Genomic DNA, 20,266 nt, shown 5'->3' with positions numbered 1-20,266 from the left:
TTCAGTAATGCTTGTGATATTAGTTGGATTATTAGGTGGTTTAAAAGTTGATGGACAAAATCTAACAAAAGTTGCACACTCAAATATTATTAGTATTTTCTCCTTCTTTTTCTTATTAGTATTTTTTGGTGCAATTATAGCTACAGTTGTTATTCATGGTTTTGTGATTAAGAAAGCAAAAATGAATTCAATTTCTAAATCAGGAGGTAAAAAATAATGCAAACTATAGCAAAAAAATCAAACAATCTTACCTTCATGAAGAAAATGATGGAAAAATTAAGCAGAATAGGCGCTGCATTAATGTTTCCAATAGCTGTTTTACCAGTTGCTGCTATTTTATTGAGAATAGGAGCAGAAATACCAACTGAAACAGCTTTTGCAAAATTTGTGAATGCCTTGTTTTTAAAAACAGGTGGAGCAATTTTTGATAATTTACATATTTTATTTGCCATTGGTGTTTCTTTTGCTTTTACAAAAGATAAGCGAGGAGAAGCAGCATTTGCTGGATTTATCTCGATTATTATAATGTCAAGTTTATTACCAACTTTAGTTGATATTTTATATGCTAAAGTAAATTTAGGTAATGGTGTTCAAGGTTTTTCAACCTTATTTGGTTCAAAATTTAATTCAGTTTTTGGATCAAATGTTTTAAATGGAATGATAATTGGTTCATTTATTGCATATGTTTATAACAGAACAACAAATGTGGAGTTACCTAAAGTATTAGGATTTTTCTCAGGAAAAAGATTAATTCCTGCTTTATCAATTATTGTAACAGTTTTATTTACAATTTTTTGAGCATTTATTTTCCCCTGAATAGCTTTTGTAATCTTTAAAATTTCTGAATCAATGTCTAGTGCAGTTGCTGCACAAGAAGGACAAATTTCGTTATCAGCAAGATTTACAAGAGCAGGAATTATGGGTGGTTATGGATTTATTAATCGTTTATTAATTCCTTTTGGTTTACACCATATCCCAAATAATATTTTCTGATTCCAACTTGGTACATGACCAAGTGAAATTAAAGAAGGTGAATCAGTTAATGGTGATATATTTATTTTCTTAAATGGAGTTGCTAAAAATAACCCAGGTGGAATTTTCCAATCAGGTTTCTTTCCAATGATGATGTTTGGATTACCAGCATTAGTTGGTGCATTTATATATAAATCTGAATCTAAAGAACAAAGAATAAAAGTTATTTCCTTATTTGGTTCAGCTGCCTTAATTAGTTTCTTAACAGGAATTACTGAACCTATTGAATTTGCTTTCTTATATATTTCTCCTCTTTTATTTATTGTTCATACTATTCTTACAGGTATATTTGCATTTATAACCGGTGTAATGGGAATTCAATTAGGATTCGGATTTTCTGCAGGATTTATGGACTTTATTTTATCAATTCCTAAATCATTAAGAATTATTAATGAATCAGGAATTACAGGTGCTGCAAGAGTATTTGCAAATCCAGGTTGAATTATAGTAGTTGGTCTTGTTTGTGGTGTTGCTTATTTCTTTGCAGGAAGTTTCATTATTAAATATTTTGATTTATCTACTCCAGGAAGAAAAAATGGAATTATTTTATCTGAAGAAGAAAAGAATTCTTTCATTTCAGAAGAAGTATTAAATTCTGGATTTTCAAATAAAGCAAGACAAATTGTTGCAGGATTTGGTGGTTGAGATAATATTGTAGAATTTAATAACTGTTCAACAAGACTAAGATACATTGTTAAAGATGGTTCTAAAGTAAATGAAGAAGAACTTAAAAAAGCAGGTGTATTTGGTGTTGTAAAAGTATCTGATACTTCATATCAAGCAATAATCGGTGTAGAAGCAGAATCTATAAATAATCAAATAGTTTCCAACAAAGGTTCTGATTTAGTTTAATGACAAAAATCTACTATCAAGTAGATTTTTTTTGATTCAAACGTTTCATATTATTAAAATTTTATTAGATTAATTAATTGTATATTCCAGATTTAACCAAGAAATTTTTACAACTTTTCACTCCTTTTTTTAAAATATGAAAAAAACTTGAAAATTAAGGCTTACTTTAATCTTTTAAACATAAATTTTTAATAATTTTCTTTTTTTTTTTTTTTTTTGATTATCATAATTTAGAGGTAAAAACTATGGAAAACAAAATTAAAGCACACAGTTTTTCTATTTTAAAATTCTTCGAATCTTTAGAAGAAGAATCAAAATTTCTAATACCTGAATATCAAAGACCTTATTCATGGAATTTAGAAAATATAACAACCTTTTTTACAGATTTATGAGAAGCTTATGAAAATGATGTTAAAAACAAAGATAATCTCGGTTATTTCATAGGAAATACTATTGTTTTTAAAAACAATATAGGTCAATTGGAAGTAGTAGATGGTCAACAAAGAATTACAACACTTTTACTTTTATTTAGATCTATTTATTTTTTATTAGATAGTCCAGAAACTAAGTTATATGAAACAGAAGAAGTTAAAAATCTTAAAGAAAAACTTAAAAGAATATTATGAACCAAACAAAGCAGGTCAACTATATATGATAAATCCTCTTTTAAAATAGAAATCAGAGGTATAGATAATAAAAAAATTGATATCTTGAATGAAATATCTGAACAAGGCACTTGTTCAGAAAAGGGTAATATTTATTGTAATAATTACAATGTTTTTATAAAACTAATTCAAGATACTTCTAAAAATAATCAAACAGGATTAATAGATTTTTATTATTATATATTAGAAGAAGTCAATATTTTAAAAATAGAAATAGATAATTTAGATACTGCTCTAACTGTTTTTCAAACAATAAATAATAGAGGATTACAATTATCAGATTCTGATATTTTTAAATCTACTATTTATAATTTAATTAATTCTGAGCAAGAAAAAGAAGAATTTATAAATAATTGAAAAGAATTATCTACAGAAATAGAAGAAAACAATGAAACATTTGAAAGAATTCTAACTTATTATATGTTTTATTTAAGATCTCAAAACGATGATATAAGTATAAGAACACCAGGTTTGAGAAGATATTTTATGCCTTTACTTAAAAATAACAAAACACACTTCAATAAAATGCAAAGTGAGTTAAAACAAATTAATGACTTTTTTTCTGTTATTAATAAAAGAAATAAAATTCAAGGACAAGAATGAACAGAAAACTTTGATGTCTTAAAGGAATTAGACATCATTAGTTCTTATCCAAATGAGTTTTGAAAATATCCAGTAGTTTGTTATTATATGTATCATTTTAAAGATACTGATTTTATAAGAAATTTTAGTATTTTTCTTAAGAATTTATCAAGAAAATTATTACTTAAATATATTGAAATTCCCACATCAAATGCAATAAAAAGTAATGTGTTAAAGTTAAATAAAGATATTAAAAATCAACAACTACCTAATATAGATATTGAAATTTCTATAACTGATGATCAAATTAAAGAAAAAATAATTAATACACCAAATAATATAACAAGAATTATTCTAAAACTAATTGGATACAGTTCAAATAAACAGAATAAACTATTACCTCAGGATTGAGAAATAGAACATATAATTCCTCAAAGATGAACAAAAGAGAATCATATAGATAAAAAGATTATTGAAATGATAGGTAATAAGTTACCATTAGAAAAAAAGATAAATGTCTTATCAAGTGATAATATACTTCAATTTAAGTTTAATTATTATAAGAAATCTGAAATAGGAATTGTACATGATTTTATGCAAGAAAATAATACCCTAAATAGTTGATATATAGAAAATGTCAAAGACAGAAGTAAAATTATTTCAGAATTTATCTATAATGAATTAACAAGTAAATTAGATATAAATAAAGGTGATAACTAATGAGAAAAACAAAAATATTTACAATTATTTTATTAATCATTTGGACTGTATTATATTATTTAATAGCAACAGATATATGACTAAGATCGGTCGGTTTAATTGAATCAAGTTTCTTAATTAATAATGATATTAAATGAATAAACTATTTATATGCTGCTTTAATAGTATTGTGTATAGATATATTTTTTATGTTATTGATATTTACTATTATTCTTCGTAAGGAAGAAGAAAGTTGATACTTATGAACCTTTCTAATCATTTTTTCAATACCATTAATACCAATTTTAATAGTAATAGGAATAATAGTCGGAATGATTTCTGGATCTGGAAAAACAAAAAAAGAAAGAATTTTAGAATTGAAAAAATCAATAAAAGATAAACAAGCAGAATTAGATAAATTAGAAAAATAATATAAAGAATTTAATCCAATCAATTACACCTGATTAATAAGTGTAATGATTGGATTTTAATTATTAAGTTATTATTTATACCTCTTTTATATAAATCAAGTTATAAGGAATTTAAGGTGTTATAATTAAATAAATAAAGGTAATAATGAAAAAAGTTTTAGTTCCAAAAGTTAGATTCAAAGGGTTTGATGAAGAGTGAAAAGAGGAGAGATTAGAATATATTGCCAAAGTCACAAATGGCAAAAGCAATACATCTGATAACAATAAATGAGGACAATATAACTTATATATAAGGTCAGAAGAAATTTATAAAAGTAATAAATATATTTTTGATGTTGAAGGTGTTATTACAGTAGGAGATGGTAACATAGGAAAAATATTTCACTATGTTAATGGAAAATTTGATTTACATCAACGTTGTTACCTTATTTATGAATTTCAAAATATATGACCTAAGTATTTTTATTATTATTTTTCTCAAAACTTTTATAAAAGAGCTATATTAATGTCATATACTGCTACAGTTAATTCAATTAGAATGAACACAATAACTGATATGGATATTATGTTTCCAAAGGAATTAATTGAACAACAAAAAATCGGAAAACTTTTAGAACATATCGACAACCTAATAACTCTAGAAGAAATTAAACTCAATAAACTCAAACAAATTAAAGAAACTCTCTTACAAAAAATGTTCCCGGAAGGTAATTCAAAAACACCTAGAATAAGATTTAAAGGATTTGAAGGAGAGTGAAAAGAGGAAAAATTGGATGATATTTTTAAAGTTATTACTGGTGGTGAACCACCTAAAAACTATAAAAACTCAAAACATCCAGTAGGTATGTATAAATACCCTATATATTCAAATGGACAAGAAGCTAATGCGATATGAGGTTTTTCTGACAATTATTCAATAAACACAGAAGCAATAACAATTTCTTCAATTGGTACTATTGGTTTCCCGGTTGTTAGAAAAATGTTTTTCACCCCTATAATAAGATTAAAAACTCTATTACCATATAATAAAAACATGAATATTAACTTTCTAAATCTTTCAGTTAGTCAAATTAATTTTTCTTTTAATCAAGCTGGTATCCCAAGTATGAATTCAAATCAGTTAAAAGATAATATAATATTAATATCAAGAAATTTTTCTGAACAACAAAAAATCGGAGATTTCTTTAGTAAGATTGATACCCTAATCAATCTTTACAATTCCAAACTCAACAAACTCAAACAAATTAAAGAAGCATTATTACAAAAAATGTTTGTATAATATTTGTATAACATAATTGTGGCCTTATAAATAATCAAAAAGACACAGAATCATTTTCTGTGTCTTTTAATTATCCTACAACCCTGAGAATTCAAAATACTTCAGGAAGTTTATATAAACCTATAGAATATGTATTTAAACTATATTCAATATTCTTATCAATGTTTCTAAAGTAAATAGTATTTAATATTATTATTGAAGCAATTGATAAAAAGATAAGCAATCCAATAAAATCTTTTCAAGTAGGTTTAATTTGTCTATATTTAGTTCTTTTTTCATAAGGATCATACCCTCTGGTTTCCATTGAATTAGCTAAATCATCAGCTTTTTGAAAAGAAGAAACAAATAAAGGAATAATTAAGGTAGTAAATGCAATAATTTTTTTCTTAAGTGTACCATGTTTAAAATCAACCCCACGTGATGATTGTGCTTTCATTATTCTTTGAGCTTCATCTACTAAGGTAGGTATAAATCTTAAAGCAATTGAAATAATTGTTGCAATAATATGGGTTGGAATAAATAGGAATTTTAATGGTCACATTAAATCTTCAATTGCTTTATTTAATAATATAGGTCTCGTAGTATTTGTTAATAATGATGTAGTTAAAACCATTATATAAATTCTAAAGAATAAGTTAATTGACCTATTCACAGAATTAAGAGAAAATCCGTATTGTAAATATGCATTATTTCCATATTTTTCAACTAAGGATGAAAAATCGTAATTAGTATTTGCATAAAATTCACTTCACGTTAATAGATTTCCATTAACGTCCTTTAATTCTTTATTAGTATTAGTATAAAAAGATCAAAAGAATTCTTTATGGTAATTATCATTGTAAATAACTTGACTATTTACAATGTATAAATTAACTATTAATATAACAAAAGAAACAAAAATTGGTAATTTTAATAACTTAATTAAAGGTCTAATTTTTTTAGTAGAAATAATATATAAGATAACTAACGGAAACAAGATGATAAGTAAATCTATAAAACTACTTGATAAAAATAATAAGATGATATATAAAATAGTTAATAATACTTTTAATCTAGGATCAAAATTATATAAAAAACCCTTACCTGGTATAAAACGACCAAAAATACTTTTCATTAATTACCTCCTTTTAAAGAATTTAAGTAATCAATGAGTTCTTGCATTGATTTAACTTCAGGAACATTAATATTAAGTTTTCTTAATTTATCAACAAATTCTAATAATTTAGGTGGTTGTAAATGATTTTGAACAAGTAAATTAATATCACTCAATAATTCATAAGGTTTACCACTTGCAACAAGAGAACCTTCTTTGAGAATAATAACTTTTTGTGCTCTTTCGAGAACATGATCTAAATCATGAGTTACATTAATGATAGTTTTTCCATTTTTATGTAAGTTAGTTAATATATCTAACACTTCTTTTACACCAACAGGATCTAAACCTGCAGTTGGTTCGTCAAAAATCATTATTTCAGGGTCCATAGCTAAAATACCAGCTATTGCTACTCTTCTTTTTTGACCACCTGAAAGTTCAAACGGACTTCTTTCTAAATATTCTTCACTTAAACCAACCATTTTAATTACTTCAGAAGCTTTTTGATATGCTTTTTCTTTATCCATACCAAAAGCAATAGGACCAAAAGCAATATCTTCTCTTATTGTATTTTTAAACAATTGATATTCAGCAAATTGAAAGACAACCCCAATTTTTTTTCTTATATCAATAATATTCTTTAACTTCTTAGAATTTTTAGAATCATTTGTAATATGAAGATTAGTATTCTCTATTTTTTTAGTTTTCTTATTATAAATATCAGCATTGAAAATTCATTCGATTGAACCAAAAGTAGGATTTAATAGAACATTTAAATGTTCTATTAATGTAGTTTTACCAGAACCTGTAGAACCTATGATTCCTATATATTCATTTTCAGATATTTCTAAATTTACATCTTTTAGTCCATGAAATTCTCAAGGTGTTTTTCTATTAAAAATATGACCGATATGATTTATTTTAATTTGCATATTTGATCAATTAACTCCTGTTCATTGTATGTTGGATTTATTCCTTTTAAATTTTCACTTAATTTGTATATAAAAGGTGAATCTATTTTTGCTAATTCGATTATTTCTTTGTTATTTAAAATTTCTTGTGGTGAACCATCTGCAATTAATTGTCCATTAGAAAATACCAAACATTTATCAGCAAGTATTGCTTCATCCATATTATGTGTAATTGATATTAGTGTTTTTTCTCTATTATCTCTAATTTCTTTAATTAAATTAAGAATATCATTTTTACCTTTTGGATCTAACATTGATGTAACTTCATCAAATATAATAACATCAGGATTTAATGCTAGTATTGAAGCTATGGCAACCCTTTGTTTTTGTCCTCCTGATAAACTTTCAGGTTCTCTTTCAAGGTGTTTTTCCATCCCTACTCTAGTTGCACATTTCAAGATAATATCTTTCATTAAATGACTAGGTATTTTTCTGTTTTCTAAACCAAATGCTATATCATCTTCAACTGATGAACCGATAAATTGATTATCTGGATTTTGAAATATTATCCCTATTTTTTTTCTAATTTCTAATAAAGTACTTCTGTGATATTCTATATTATCAATAAAAATAGAACCTTCTTGTGGTTTCAATAAACCAACTAATACCTTAGATAATGTGCTTTTACCACTACCATTATGTCCTAAAATAGCAACATATTCTCCTTTTTTTATTGTAAAACTCACATTATTTAAAGCTGGTTTTTGTGTTCCTGGTTTATAACTAAAAACAATATTCTTAACTTCAATCATAATAATATAATTTTAAATTAAAAATTGAATTTTAATTGCATTTAATTTATAATAAAGAATTACATTTCAAATTAGAAATGTTTCCAAGTTTTGTAATTATTAAAAAAATTATAATTTATTAAAAAAATAAAAAGTTTATAATATAAAAGCTATATTAAATAATATATATTAAATCAGAAAGGTATTAAATGAAAAAAGTAGCAATAAATGGTTTTGGAAGAATTGGTAGATTATTCTTCCGTAGATTATTTGAATCAAATTCAAATTTAGAAGTTGTAGCAGTAAATGACTTAACAGATGCTAAAACATTAGCTCATTTATTAAAATTCGATACTGCTTTTGGTCAATTAAAAGCAGAAGTATCAGCAAAAGATGGTGCTATTGTAGTAAATGGAAAAGAAATCAAAGTTTTTGCAGAAAGAGATCCAGAAAACTTACCATGAGGTCAATTAGGAATTGACTTAGTTGTTGAATCAACAGGATTCTTTACAAAAAGAGAAGGTGCTGAAAAACACTTAAAAGCAGGTGCTAAAAAAGTTGTTGTTTCTGCTCCATCAGACAAAGATGTTAAAACAATCGTTTACAATGTAAACCACGATGTTTTAACAAAAGAAGATGTTTTAATTTCAGCAGCTTCATGTACAACAAACTCATTAGCTCCAATGGTAAAAGTATTGGTTGATAATTTTGGTTTAAAATCAGGATACATGACAACAATTCATGCTTACACAGGAGACCAAAGATTACAAGATGCTCCACATAAAGATTTACGTAGAGCACGTGCAGCAGCTTCAAATATGGTTCCAACATCAACAGGTGCAGCAAAAGCAATCGGTCTAGTTGTTCCTCAAGCATCAGGAAAATTAGATGGTGTTGCAGTTAGAGTTCCAGTTTTAACAGGTTCATTAGTTGATTTAACTGTATTCTTAGAAAAACAACCAACAGTTGAAGAATTAAATGCAGCAATGCAAAAAGCAGCAAATGAAACAATGAAATATGAAACAGAAGAAATCGTTTCTTCAGATATTATTAACTCTACATATGGTTCTATCTTTGATTCTGCTTTAACTTCTGTTAAACCAACAGCAGATGGAAACTTATATAAATTGTTCTCATGATATGACAATGAAATGTCATACGTTTCTCAATTAGTTAGAACAGTAGTTTACTTTGCAAACTTATAATAATTAATTAAAAATACAATCAGTAATGATTGTATTTTTTGATTCACTTATATTATTAAAGCAGAGAAATAAAGTAAAAATAAAAAACAAGCAATTACTTGTTTTTGGTCATATAAAATGAAATGGAGCGAGTAAAGGGAATCGAACCCTCATAGTCAGCTTGGAAGGCTGAAGTTCTGCCATTAAACTATACTCGCACTTGCTTTTTGCTTTATTATTATAACATAGTTTTTAAAAAATAACAAAATATTTTATTTTTTTATTTAACTTAATAAAAAAAGCACCTTCCTATTTTCACCTTTAGGCTATCGTCGGCGTAAAGAGGCTTAACTACTGAGTTCGGAATGGTATCAGGTGATCCCTCTTGCTATTGGCACTGATAATATAATACACTAAATTTAAATAATTCAAAATAATTTTTAAATATTTTTTCATTATTATTAATATTAATGAAATTAATAAAGAAAATTATTTCTAAATAATCAAGAAATTTATTTTTTAGATTCAAATAATTTAATACAGCTAAAAGGTTTTCTATTTGATTTAGAACCTATATTTTCATTAATTAATAAAACTTTTTGGTTTAAAATCTAATATTTTAGTTTTTGAGTATTATTAAATAATCCTTTTTATTAATAAATCCTTCAAACATAAATTTATTAATTTAAAAAAACAGTTTCTTTTAACTTATTTAATGGTATCATTAGAAACAATACTAAATTTATTTAGTATTGAATTTAAACTTTAAAAAAGGAATAATTTTTATGAAATTAAACAAAATTAAATATTTATTTATGATAGTTTCTGCATCACTTTTACCTATATCTGGTATTGCTTGCAAACAAACAGAACCCGAAAAATCAAAAATAACAGTAGAAGTATCTGGAACAGTAACTGCAGACAATAATCTTGAATCATCAACACTATCAACTTCAATTCAAACAGAACTTAATATTTCTGCGTTTGAATCTGTTGTTAATTTGTTAACAAATGAATCAACAAAACAAAATTTAAAAACTGCATTTCAAAACGCTAATACAAATGAATTAAAAAAAGAATTCTTAAATAACTTAAAACAAGAAGTTATGAATTCAGATGATGTTCAAATTAAATTTGCTTTAGTCAAAGCATATGGTAATGATTTAGTTAAATTTGATTTCTCTAAAGAATCATATAAAAGTAAACTAAACACCAAATTAGCAAAATCAAATACTGTGTTCTTAAATTTTGATTATAAAAACTTTCAACTATCTGATACATATAAAGCAGATAAGGAATTTATATTTGATGTTAAATCGGACTTACTAAGTACATTAAATGTATTTTTATCAAATGTTAAAGAACCATCAAAAGTTATTGGTTCATCACCAAAGCCTAATGGTAATTTATCTGCTACATATAGTAGTTCTTCTAATGTTTTAACAATCCCTGTTAAGTTAGTTTATTACTGAAGAAATCCAAATGATAAAACAGATGAAAAACTTGTTATTTCAGAAGAAACAATAAATTATGAAATTACAGTTAAAAAAGATTAGTTAATAAACAACTAATCTTTTTTTAATTTATTTCCTTAGATATTATTCATATTTAATTTTCTAAAACTGCACTAATTTGTTTTTCTATTTTGTGAATACTTTCAGGACTTAAAGTTATATTTCCTGTATTTCAAGCTTCTGGGTTTATTGGTATATCACTAAATTCACCAACAACATTTGTTCTAATGAATTTTAATAATTCTGTAAAACTATTAAATAAATAATCAAATCCACCAGCACCAACAGAAGAAACAGTGACTTTTTTATTATGAATAGCAGATTCTCCTTTTGGGTTGTTTTTATCAAGAGATCTACTTAATCAATCAAATAAGTTTTTTAAACCACCTGGCATATTTTTGTTATAAATAGGACTAAATACTCATAATAAATCTGCTTCTTTAATTTGTTTTCTGATTTCTTGAATAACTTGTAAGTCATCTCTTTCAATATCCTGATTCATTAATGGAAGTTTACTATAATCTAAATATGACACTTCTGCTTTTCCTTTTAGTTCTTTAGCAACAAATTCAGATAATTGTTTATTAAATGAGTTTTGTCTTAGCGAACCAACAATAAATAATATTTTTTTCATTTTTCTCCTTTATGAATATTTATTTGATTTAATTTTTCATAAACCAAACTTTCTTTTTATATTTTAAAACAATCTCTTTTATTTTTTAGTAAAAATGATTAGTTCAATAAAACTAATTATTTAATTTTTACCGAGTAATTTGTCAAGTTTTTTTAATAATTCATCTATATTGTCTTCTTTTTCTTTTAAATTAGCTTGCACATCTTCAAAGGTTTTATTATGTTCTTTTATAGTTTTTACATCAAAATCAGTTAATGGATTTAATTCAAATTCTTTTTGGATTTTATTGAATGAAATTGATTTTATTTTTGTATATGGTAATTTTTCTTCTTTTGTAATTAAATCATATAAATTATTATTAAGATTAATTTCATTATTGTATATGAAATAAGAATTATTTTTGTTTAAAGTATATAAATCAGAAATGACTTTATATTCTTTTAACTCATTTATTTTTTTACCTTTAATATTCTTTGTTATTTGGGGTATTTTGGATTGTTTTACTTTAATTATTTGTTTATTATCACATATAAATAAAAGGTCTTTATTTTTCGAATTAATTGTAAATGATTTAACTTTATCATTTAACGATAAATATATTCCTTTGATTCCTTTTGCCTTAGTTCCATATAAATTAATATCTAATTCTGAATAATTAGTTATAAGTCCTTGTTCTGTTAATATAACAATATTATTTTGATTATTAGACAAATAAACACCAATTACAATATCATTATCTGTTAATTGCATAAATGAATATGATTTATTTAACCTTTGAACTCATAAGTCAGCTAATTTAATACGTTTAAAATAACCATTTTTAGTACCAATTACTATAAATAAATCTTTATTAAAATCCTTAATTTCGATAAAAGAAATGATTTTTTCTTCACTTTTGAAATCATATAAGTTTTTATAATATGTACCTAAATCTTTTCATTTATTTTCTGTTAATTTATGAATTGGAATAATTGAATAATTACCAAAAGAAGTAAACACTAATAAGTAATTCATAGTATTCATTTTTGCTATACCTAATAGTTCATCACCTTCTTTAAAATGATAGTTAGTTAAATTATTAGATTCAAAAGTTTTTTCATTAAATCTTTTGATATAACCATTTTTAGTAAATGAAATATAAACTTCTTCTTCTTTAATTAAATCTGTTTCCTTATGATTAAATTCAAATTCAGTTTCTTCAATTAGTGTTTTTCTTGGACTGCAGAATAATTTTTTAATTTCCTCAAGTTGATTAATAATATATTGATTAAATTTATTTGGATTGATTAATAATTCTTCTAATCTCTGGATTTCTTTTTCTAATTCTTCTTTTTCTTTTAAATATGCTTCTTTATCTGTTTTGCTTAAACGGTATAATCTTAATTCAGCAATAGCAGTTGATTGAATTTGACTAAAATCAAAGTGCTTCATTAAGTCTCTAATAACACCCGATTTAGATTCTGTTGATTGCCTAATAATTCTAATTACTTCATCTGTTATTTCAGACACCTTAATAAATCCTAAAACTATTTCTAAACGTAATTTATTTTTTTCCAAATCAAAAATAATAGTTTTAGTTTTTATATCTCTCACATGTTCTACATAACTTGAAATCATTTGATTTAAATTCAAAAGTTTAGGTTGATTGTTTTTTATAACAGTATTGTTATATGAATAAGTAATTTTTAATTTAGTTTTTTGATATAAATATGATAATATACTGTTTTCATTTACAGAATTATTCATTGTTATCACAATCTTGATACCATTTCGATCTGATTGGTCTTTTATTTCTAAAACACCATCTAATTTACCTTCATTAATTAATAGGTCAATTTCATATACTAAAGATGACTTACTAATTCCATAGGGTATTTCAGTAATTTCAATAAATTTTTGATTACCTTTAGTATATAAAAAGCATTTGCTATATAAATGAATTCTTTCTTTTGAATTATTTCCAAATTCAAATGCTTCTATAATTCCTTTTGTCCCTTTAATTATTCCGCCTGTAGGAAAATCAGGACCTTTAATATATTTATTTAACTCAGTATTACTCAAATTAGGTTTTTTTATTTTAGCAATAGTTCCATCTATGATTTCACCTAAGTTGTGCGGAGGTAAGTCAGTTGCAATACCAACTGCAATACCCATTGCACCATTTACTAATAAAGTAGGAAAAATAGAAGGTAATACAGTTGGTTCTTTTTCACTGTCATCAAAGTTTGGAACAAAAACTACAGTGTTTTTCTTTAACTCACCAAGAATATACTGACAAACTCTTGACATTCTTACTTCTGTATACCTCATAGCAGCTGCTGGATCATTATCTATTGAACCAATATTACCGTGCATATCTAATAAAGGAATATTAGATTTTCATCATTGACTTAAATTTACCATTGCTTCATAAACAGAACTATCCCCATGTGGATGATATTTACCGATAACATCACCAACTACTCTTGCTGATTTTTTATATGGTTTATCATATTCTAAACCTAAGTCATACATAGAATAAAGAATTCTTCGTTGAACTGGTTTTAGACCATCTCTGATATCAGGGAGGGCTCTTTGTTGAATTACATATTTAGCATACCTTCCAAATCTTTCTGACATTATTTTATCTAATGATTCATTTATTATTTTTTCTATCTTTCTTTGATTTTCAAAATTTTTATCCATATAATCTCCTGATTATTAATATATTAATTATAATAATAAACTCATAAAATTAAAAAATAGAATATTCAAACATTTTATAGTAGTTATCATTTTATTTTGTTTTTCTTTTTAACTTTTTTAAGTTAAATGTTTTATTTTGAATAAATAATAAATACAGAAAGAATATATTAAATTGAATTAAATTAATTAAAGTTAAAACAAGGTATCAATATAGAGTGCTTGGTGTGTTGTAGGTATTATATTTTGACACCATTCAAAAAATATCATTTCCTAAAAATACTATTCAAAAAGAAATGAAAAAAAGTTTAACTATATAAATTAAAATTTTTTTTACTTTTATTATTTATATTAAATTTTCTTGTTTTTAGTTTTGCTAAAAAGAAAATAGGAAACAAAAAGTGAAAAAACTTATTTCTATTTATTATTCATAAATATAGAAAACCAATTATATACACTCCTGTACTAGATAAAACAATACTAAAAAAATTTACTAAAAAAGTTGATAAAGCAGTAAATCCATAAATTCTTGGTTTATATCTTATGAATTCGAAAAATATAGGTTTTTCGTTTGGAAAAAAACAAAAACATACAATGGCATAAAAATAGCAAACGAGATAATTATTAGAAATAAAGCAACAAAAGTAGTGATTCCTATTTTTTTCATTATTTTACCTCTTCTACTATTTTGGTTATTTCCTTGCCGTCATATAATTTATTTTTATAACTAAACAATTTTTTTAAACTTTTATTTTCTTTAGTAGATTCTATTGTAAAGAAATGTGAACCTCAAGCAAAGTTTCAATAAGAATACAAAGTGGTAGTATATGACTTGTTTGGAAAACATTCTGAAACTAAAAACATATCAGAATTATCATCATATCCATAAACTAAATAAGAGTGTCCGTATCCATTGCCTAAAGCGGTAGTTAAAACACTAGGTATACCTTTTTTAACATATTCTCATGCTTTATAATAACCACCATATTTTCCGTCTAACTTCCAATTATTTATGTTATTTTTTAGGATTTTCTCAGTTGTATTTCACAAAACAGAAGAAGTCTTTAAATCATAATTATAACCACCTTTATTGAACAAAGTAAATACTAGCGAATTATCTAAATTTTCATTATTTAGATTATGTTTAGCGAATCTAAAGACAGGAGAAGAATCATTTATGTCTTTTTCTGAATCTTTTAATATAAAATATTTATCATAATCAAATTTTGAGAAAATAGTCGAATCAACAAACAGATGATTATATAAAAGTAATTGTGATAAAGCAACATATTCACACAAACCATTATCCTCATAATCTATATAACCAGATTTTTCATAGTTATTTTTTGTTGAAAATCATCAAGCATTAGATACTACATGAGAGACATTAAATTTATTATTTCCGATGTAATCTAACTTTGGAAAATTAGGTCTTTCAGCATTAGATTTATATAAAGAAAAAGTATTAATTTCTTTTTCTCTTTTTTCTTTCTGTTTATTTATAAATTGATTGTCATTGGGTATATTAATAGGTAAGACGTTTTTTATAAAATGATTTTTGTAAAATATTTCATTATTACTTATGTTTATTAAGTTATTATCTTTTTCTTCATATAGTCCCAAACCGGGAATATATATAAAGTTTACATTATCATTTAATTCTAAAGTTTCAAATCTAGTTTCTAGAGTTATAAGTGTTTTAAAATCTATAATAGAATATGCGGATTTAGTTGCAATAACTAGTAGTTTTCTATTATATAAATCTTTAATATAGAGTTTCTTTTTAAAAAATTGTTGTACATTTTGCAGTCTTTTCAATCTCATTAGTTCTGAGATAATTAAAAGATTCTCTGTATCTTTTTCTTTATAATTTATATTTGAACTCACGAGAGATACGGAATTACTTAATAGAAAACAAGAAGAAAATAAAATAAATAACTTTTTATATTTTTTCATAATTTCAACCTTATATCTTTATTTTATATTTTTTTAAAACCTTAGTTTAAAAATAAGTTTAATTGCTATAAAAAAATATAATATTTACGAAAAAATGTAATATTTTCCACAAATATTATAAATTTAATTATAAAGTTAAATTTTATTGTTAATTTAATAATTTATATAAATAACAAAATTTTATGTTAGTTTAGTAAGTTATTTAAATATCTTAATAATAATATAACTAATCAAGATATTAGTTATTTATTGATTATAGTTTGGGTGTTATTTTATTTTTCTTATATGTTTGACTAGCAACTAATAAAATTTTAGAATTGTATTTTTCTATTTCATTTTGAAGTTTATTTATTTCTATATTTAATAAATCTAAGATTTCAAATAATTTTATGTTTCCAAATTTTTTAGTTAGTTTGTTTATTACTTTTATTTTTTCAATATTTTCTGATGATTCTATTTCATTGTTTTCAAGTGTTATTAATTTACTGCATTCAATAGGAGTGAGTTTTAAATCATGTAAATATTTCTCAATTCCTCTTAATAATCATATATTTTGTGATTTAGCAGAAATAATTGAATTTCTTTCGTTTTCTATATTTTTGATCAAATTTATTATTTCATTGGATACTTCTCAGTATTTATGAATTAAGGCTAATTTACAAACATCATCTGAATTATAAATTTTAATATCATTCATTAATATTTTTATATCTTTTTCTTTTATTTTATATAATGTATCATCATTTCATTTATCCAATAAAAAAACAGAACCAAGCACACACATTTTTTCACCCGTTGAATCTGCTTCTCTTGTGGTTTTTTTTCTAATCTTGAGATTTAAAATAGGGTTATTGGGATAAGATTTTATTAATAAATCCCAATTAGAAATATATTTTTTTTCAAACAAATTTTGAGGTATTAATTTATCTATAGAAATTTGTCTATTGGTTAAATTATCTGTTTTTAGATTAAAAATCTTCATTAAGACCTTATCTTCTAACAAACCACCTCAAGAATAAAACACCGAATTATTTTCGTTTGGCATAAAATCTTTTATTCCTGTTAGAAACCTTAAATCATTTAATATTTTTACACTTAATTCATTATCTCTATTATTTCCAAAAGATTTGAACTTAATGAATGTAGTTTTCTTGGTAAATTTTGAAAAATTAGTTTCCTTAAAATACCCTATTGTATAACAAAAAATAAAATCTTCAGATTTTAGTTTTTTTAATTGGTTGTCATCTATATTGCTATTAGTTAATCATTTTTTCTTAATGATTTTACGCATATAATCCAAAGTTATTGCTTCAAAATCAATGTAAAACTCGAATTTATCCATTTTTATTACCAATTTTAATTAATTCAATTTTAGATTGAATTAATTCTTCTTCTAATTCATTAATCATATTTAATTCACTTTCTAATAGTAAAGCTTGTTGAATGTTAGGTTTTGTTGTTGGTTCCTTAGGAGCAAACAGTTCACAAGTTTCATTAGCTTTAATAATAGAAATATCGTGTGTACTGATTTTTTTAGCAATATCAATTATTTCATTTTTATCATAAGTAATTAATGGTCTTAAAACAGGTACTGTAATTACAGAATTAATTGTATTAATTGATTCTAAAGTTTGAGATGCAACTTGACCTAAGTTTTCACCATTTGATATTGCTAAAATCTTATACTTTTCTGCTATTTTTTGTGCAATACGGTAAAAACTTCTTCTCATTAAATTGATTTTATATGATTCTTTAGAAGTTAATGCAATATAATTCATCAAATGAGAATAGTCAGCTAATAATAAATTACTTGAAATTTGGTATTTAGTTAAAACAGAAACTAAATCATTAATCTTTTTTATAGTTCTTTCATCTGTTTGTGGAGGTGTTAAAAAAGATAAAAAGTCAACTTTCAAACCTCTTTTCATTAATTGAAAAGCAGCAACGGGTGAATCAAAACCACCAGAAAGTAAGTGTAAAACCTTTCCTGAAACTCCAACAGGTAATCCGCCTAGTCCCTTTATATAATTAGAAAAGATATAAGTGTTATTTCTACGAATTTCGATATAAAATATTTGATCAGGATTATGAACATCTACTTTTAAATTTGAATTCTTTAAAATATGTCCACCAAGAATATTATTTATTTCATTTGAATTATGACCAAATTTTTTGTAATTTCTTCTTGCTGATATTTTAAAAGTTTGAGATGATGGATTAATGAGTTGCAAAATATTTTCTTTAAAAAGTTCAATATTATTTTCAACAACAATTACAGGCGAATAAGAACTAATTCCAAAAACATAATTTAATTGTTTTAAATTTTGTTCTGAATAAGGAAGATACATTCTATCAAATTCTACTTCAGGATTTGTTCCTACTATGTTCTTTATATTATTTTTTAATTGATTAATAAAAGTTTTTCTGTTTTTATGCTTTAAAACTAGTTCACCATATCTTATGAGTATTTTACTGAACATTATTGCTCCTTTCAAAAAAGTCTTTAAGCAAATAAAAAGCATTTTTAAAGCTCTTTTTATGAATATGCTTATTTATTGCACCTAAATCTATTTTCTTTTGATTATTATATTTATCTGAATTTTTTTCAAAATAAAAATTTAATTTACTAAAAAGGTTGTCATATTTATTGTTTAATTGAATTGAAATAATTAATTTTTCCAATAAATAAATTCATTCATTTCAAGTTTTAATACTGATTTCGCTCGATTGATTCTCTATATTTTTTATAAAAAAATTATTTATTTTTTCCACTAATTTCTTATTTTGAGTGTCAATTTATAAATAAAAATGACTTTTTAATTTTATAAATAATTCTATACTTAATTGAATTTTTTTATCTTCTTCTAAGATACTTTTGCCCTTTAAGAGAGATATTTCTTTTTCAGATTCTTTTAAATGATTGATTAATTCTTCTATTTTATTAATTGAAGAATTAAAAAGATGAAGTTTTTTACTTATGCTGCTTGTAAAAAGAATTAAATTATTTATTTTTTTATTTTTATTTATGTTTATATTATTAAATTCATTTTTTAACTTGTTAGATAACAAAATAAATTTATCTTTGTTTTTCTCAAAAAAATTATTTATTTGATTATTTATATATGATTGTTGTTTATAATTTAAAAATTGACTATAAATATTTTTTATTTTTTTAATTGAATTAATTATATTACAATTACTTTTTGATAAGGATAAGTTTTTAATTTCTTTGATAAAGGTTAAATATATTTCGTTTATATTTATATCAGACCTTAAATTATAAATTTCTAATAACATAAAATCAATTTTCTGACAAGATAAAAATAAATAACCTAAATTAAATATTTTATTTTTTAAATCATTTAATTTAGTTATATTACCGCTTAGATTCTTAGTTTTATAAATATCTATTTTTCAAATATAAATAAGTGTTTCTTCAATTAGATTATGAACTTTTTCTTTAAAGAAAAAGTTAGAAATTTCCGTAGAAATTAATTTATTTTTTCAAGAGTTAATTAGTTGTATATATTTATAAATAGAATTATCTAAATTATTTCATTCATTCATTATTTTATTTGATCAATTTCAAAATTCATTTTGTTTAAATTGAATTTTAGAATTTAATTGTTTGATTTTTTTTATTTGATAAAGTGATTTAAATAAACCAAATTGCTTTTTGTTTATGTTATATGAATTAAATTCTTCAAAAAATAAATTAATTTCTTTATTCAACCTATTTAAGTTATTAAATATAATTTCATTTTCTTCGCTATGCGTCCTTACTTTACTTACTTTACTTATATTTCTTATATTTTCATATTTATAATTACTAATTTTAATGTTTATTTCTTCTGAGGTTTTTAATATAGATTTTTTTATTAGCAAATATATTAAAATTAAAAATAATGCTAAAAATAAAAAAAGAAAGATTGATATACCAATTAAAAATAATATATGCATT

The 20,266-nt window shown here is 23.4% G+C and carries 17 protein-coding genes, 1 tRNA gene and 1 rRNA gene; 7 read left to right on the top strand and 12 right to left on the bottom strand.

Annotated features, from left to right (window positions below):
* Positions 1-7 precede the first annotated feature (7 nt).
* The 5 genes from RRG59_RS03825 (at position 8) to RRG59_RS03805 (ending at position 5,540) form a co-directional block, all read left to right on the top strand.
* Positions 8-217 (top strand): hypothetical protein, encoded by a 210-nt coding sequence (locus RRG59_RS03825; protein ID WP_161553284.1) that lies wholly within the window; start codon positions 8-10, stop codon positions 215-217.
* Positions 217-1,884: a PTS transporter subunit EIIC gene (locus RRG59_RS03820; protein WP_322902226.1), complete on the top strand. Its 1,668-nt coding sequence runs from the start codon at positions 217-219 to the stop codon at positions 1,882-1,884. Before RRG59_RS03825 ends, RRG59_RS03820 begins: the two co-directional genes overlap by 1 nt.
* Before the next feature lie 245 nt (positions 1,885-2,129).
* Positions 2,130-3,851, top strand: a complete 1,722-nt coding sequence (locus RRG59_RS03815; RefSeq protein WP_322902224.1) for a DUF262 domain-containing protein — start codon at positions 2,130-2,132, stop codon at positions 3,849-3,851.
* The gene (locus RRG59_RS03810) at positions 3,851-4,261 is read left to right on the top strand and encodes a hypothetical protein (protein WP_322902222.1); all 411 of its coding nucleotides are present in this window, start codon (positions 3,851-3,853) and stop codon (positions 4,259-4,261) included. Before RRG59_RS03815 ends, RRG59_RS03810 begins: the two co-directional genes overlap by 1 nt.
* A gap of 145 nt (positions 4,262-4,406) precedes the next feature.
* The gene (locus tag RRG59_RS03805) at positions 4,407-5,540 is read left to right on the top strand and encodes a restriction endonuclease subunit S (RefSeq protein WP_322902220.1); all 1,134 of its coding nucleotides are present in this window, start codon (positions 4,407-4,409) and stop codon (positions 5,538-5,540) included.
* A 70-nt stretch (positions 5,541-5,610) separates the two neighbouring features.
* Here the strand turns inward: RRG59_RS03805 and RRG59_RS03800 are convergent, their stop codons facing one another.
* The 3 genes from RRG59_RS03800 to RRG59_RS03790 are packed head-to-tail and all read right to left on the bottom strand — an operon-like array spanning position 5,611 to position 8,356.
* Positions 5,611-6,654 (bottom strand): energy-coupling factor transporter transmembrane component T family protein, encoded by a 1,044-nt coding sequence (locus tag RRG59_RS03800; protein ID WP_322902218.1) that lies wholly within the window; start codon positions 6,652-6,654, stop codon positions 5,611-5,613.
* Positions 6,654-7,565 carry an energy-coupling factor transporter ATPase gene (locus tag RRG59_RS03795; RefSeq protein ID WP_036431084.1) on the bottom strand — a complete coding sequence of 304 codons (912 nt, stop codon included), beginning with the start codon at positions 7,563-7,565 and terminating at the stop codon, positions 6,654-6,656. Before RRG59_RS03795 ends, RRG59_RS03800 begins: the two co-directional genes overlap by 1 nt.
* On the bottom strand, positions 7,550-8,356 hold the full coding sequence (locus RRG59_RS03790) for an energy-coupling factor transporter ATPase (RefSeq protein ID WP_322901215.1): 807 nt from the start codon (positions 8,354-8,356) through the stop codon (positions 7,550-7,552). Before RRG59_RS03790 ends, RRG59_RS03795 begins: the two co-directional genes overlap by 16 nt.
* Positions 8,357-8,544: 188 nt before the next feature.
* Here RRG59_RS03790 and gap point away from each other — a divergent pair, with 188 nt between their 5' ends.
* Entirely contained in the window at positions 8,545-9,540 is a 996-nt protein-coding gene (gene gap, locus RRG59_RS03785) for a type I glyceraldehyde-3-phosphate dehydrogenase (RefSeq protein WP_161553276.1), read from the top strand.
* A gap of 123 nt (positions 9,541-9,663) precedes the next feature.
* Here the strand turns inward: gap and RRG59_RS03780 are convergent.
* Together RRG59_RS03780 and rrf are read right to left on the bottom strand one after the other, a co-directional pair.
* Positions 9,664-9,737 (bottom strand) — tRNA-Gly (locus tag RRG59_RS03780).
* Positions 9,738-9,815: 78 nt separating this feature from the next.
* Positions 9,816-9,921: ribosomal RNA gene (gene rrf / locus RRG59_RS03775) — 5S ribosomal RNA — on the bottom strand.
* 383 nt (positions 9,922-10,304) lie between these two features.
* Between rrf and RRG59_RS03770 the strand changes: the two genes are divergently transcribed.
* On the top strand, positions 10,305-11,075 hold the full coding sequence (locus RRG59_RS03770; protein ID WP_322902215.1) for a hypothetical protein: 771 nt from the start codon (positions 10,305-10,307) through the stop codon (positions 11,073-11,075).
* Between the two features lie 52 nt (positions 11,076-11,127).
* Here RRG59_RS03770 and RRG59_RS03765 read toward each other — a convergent pair whose 3' ends face one another.
* The 7 genes from RRG59_RS03765 to RRG59_RS03735 form a co-directional block, all read right to left on the bottom strand.
* On the bottom strand, positions 11,128-11,667 hold the full coding sequence (locus RRG59_RS03765; RefSeq protein WP_322900402.1) for an NADPH-dependent FMN reductase: 540 nt from the start codon (positions 11,665-11,667) through the stop codon (positions 11,128-11,130).
* Between the two features lie 120 nt (positions 11,668-11,787).
* On the bottom strand, positions 11,788-14,352 hold the full coding sequence (locus RRG59_RS03760; protein ID WP_322902214.1) for a DNA topoisomerase IV subunit A: 2,565 nt from the start codon (positions 14,350-14,352) through the stop codon (positions 11,788-11,790).
* A gap of 663 nt (positions 14,353-15,015) precedes the next feature.
* The gene (locus RRG59_RS03755) at positions 15,016-16,305 is read right to left on the bottom strand and encodes a putative cysteine peptidase (protein ID WP_322902212.1); all 1,290 of its coding nucleotides are present in this window, start codon (positions 16,303-16,305) and stop codon (positions 15,016-15,018) included.
* A 253-nt stretch (positions 16,306-16,558) separates the two neighbouring features.
* Complete coding sequence (locus RRG59_RS03750; RefSeq protein ID WP_322900399.1) at positions 16,559-17,647, bottom strand: hypothetical protein; 1,089 nt, start codon at positions 17,645-17,647, stop codon at positions 16,559-16,561.
* Complete coding sequence (thiI, locus tag RRG59_RS03745; protein ID WP_322902210.1) at positions 17,640-18,785, bottom strand: tRNA uracil 4-sulfurtransferase ThiI; 1,146 nt, start codon at positions 18,783-18,785, stop codon at positions 17,640-17,642. The genes RRG59_RS03750 and thiI overlap by 8 nt, the downstream gene beginning before the upstream one ends.
* Positions 18,775-19,077 carry a hypothetical protein gene (locus RRG59_RS03740; RefSeq protein ID WP_322902208.1) on the bottom strand — a complete coding sequence of 101 codons (303 nt, stop codon included), beginning with the start codon at positions 19,075-19,077 and terminating at the stop codon, positions 18,775-18,777. Before RRG59_RS03740 ends, thiI begins: the two co-directional genes overlap by 11 nt.
* Positions 19,078-19,101: 24 nt before the next feature.
* Positions 19,102-20,265 (bottom strand): hypothetical protein, encoded by a 1,164-nt coding sequence (locus RRG59_RS03735; RefSeq protein ID WP_322902206.1) that lies wholly within the window; start codon positions 20,263-20,265, stop codon positions 19,102-19,104.
* Position 20,266 lies beyond the last annotated feature (1 nt).

Source organism: Mycoplasmopsis felis, from assembly GCF_034647055.2.
Classification (GTDB): Bacteria; Bacillota_I; Bacilli_A; order Mycoplasmatales; family Metamycoplasmataceae; genus Mycoplasmopsis; species Mycoplasmopsis felis.
This window is presented reverse-complemented; position numbering and strand designations above follow the sequence as displayed.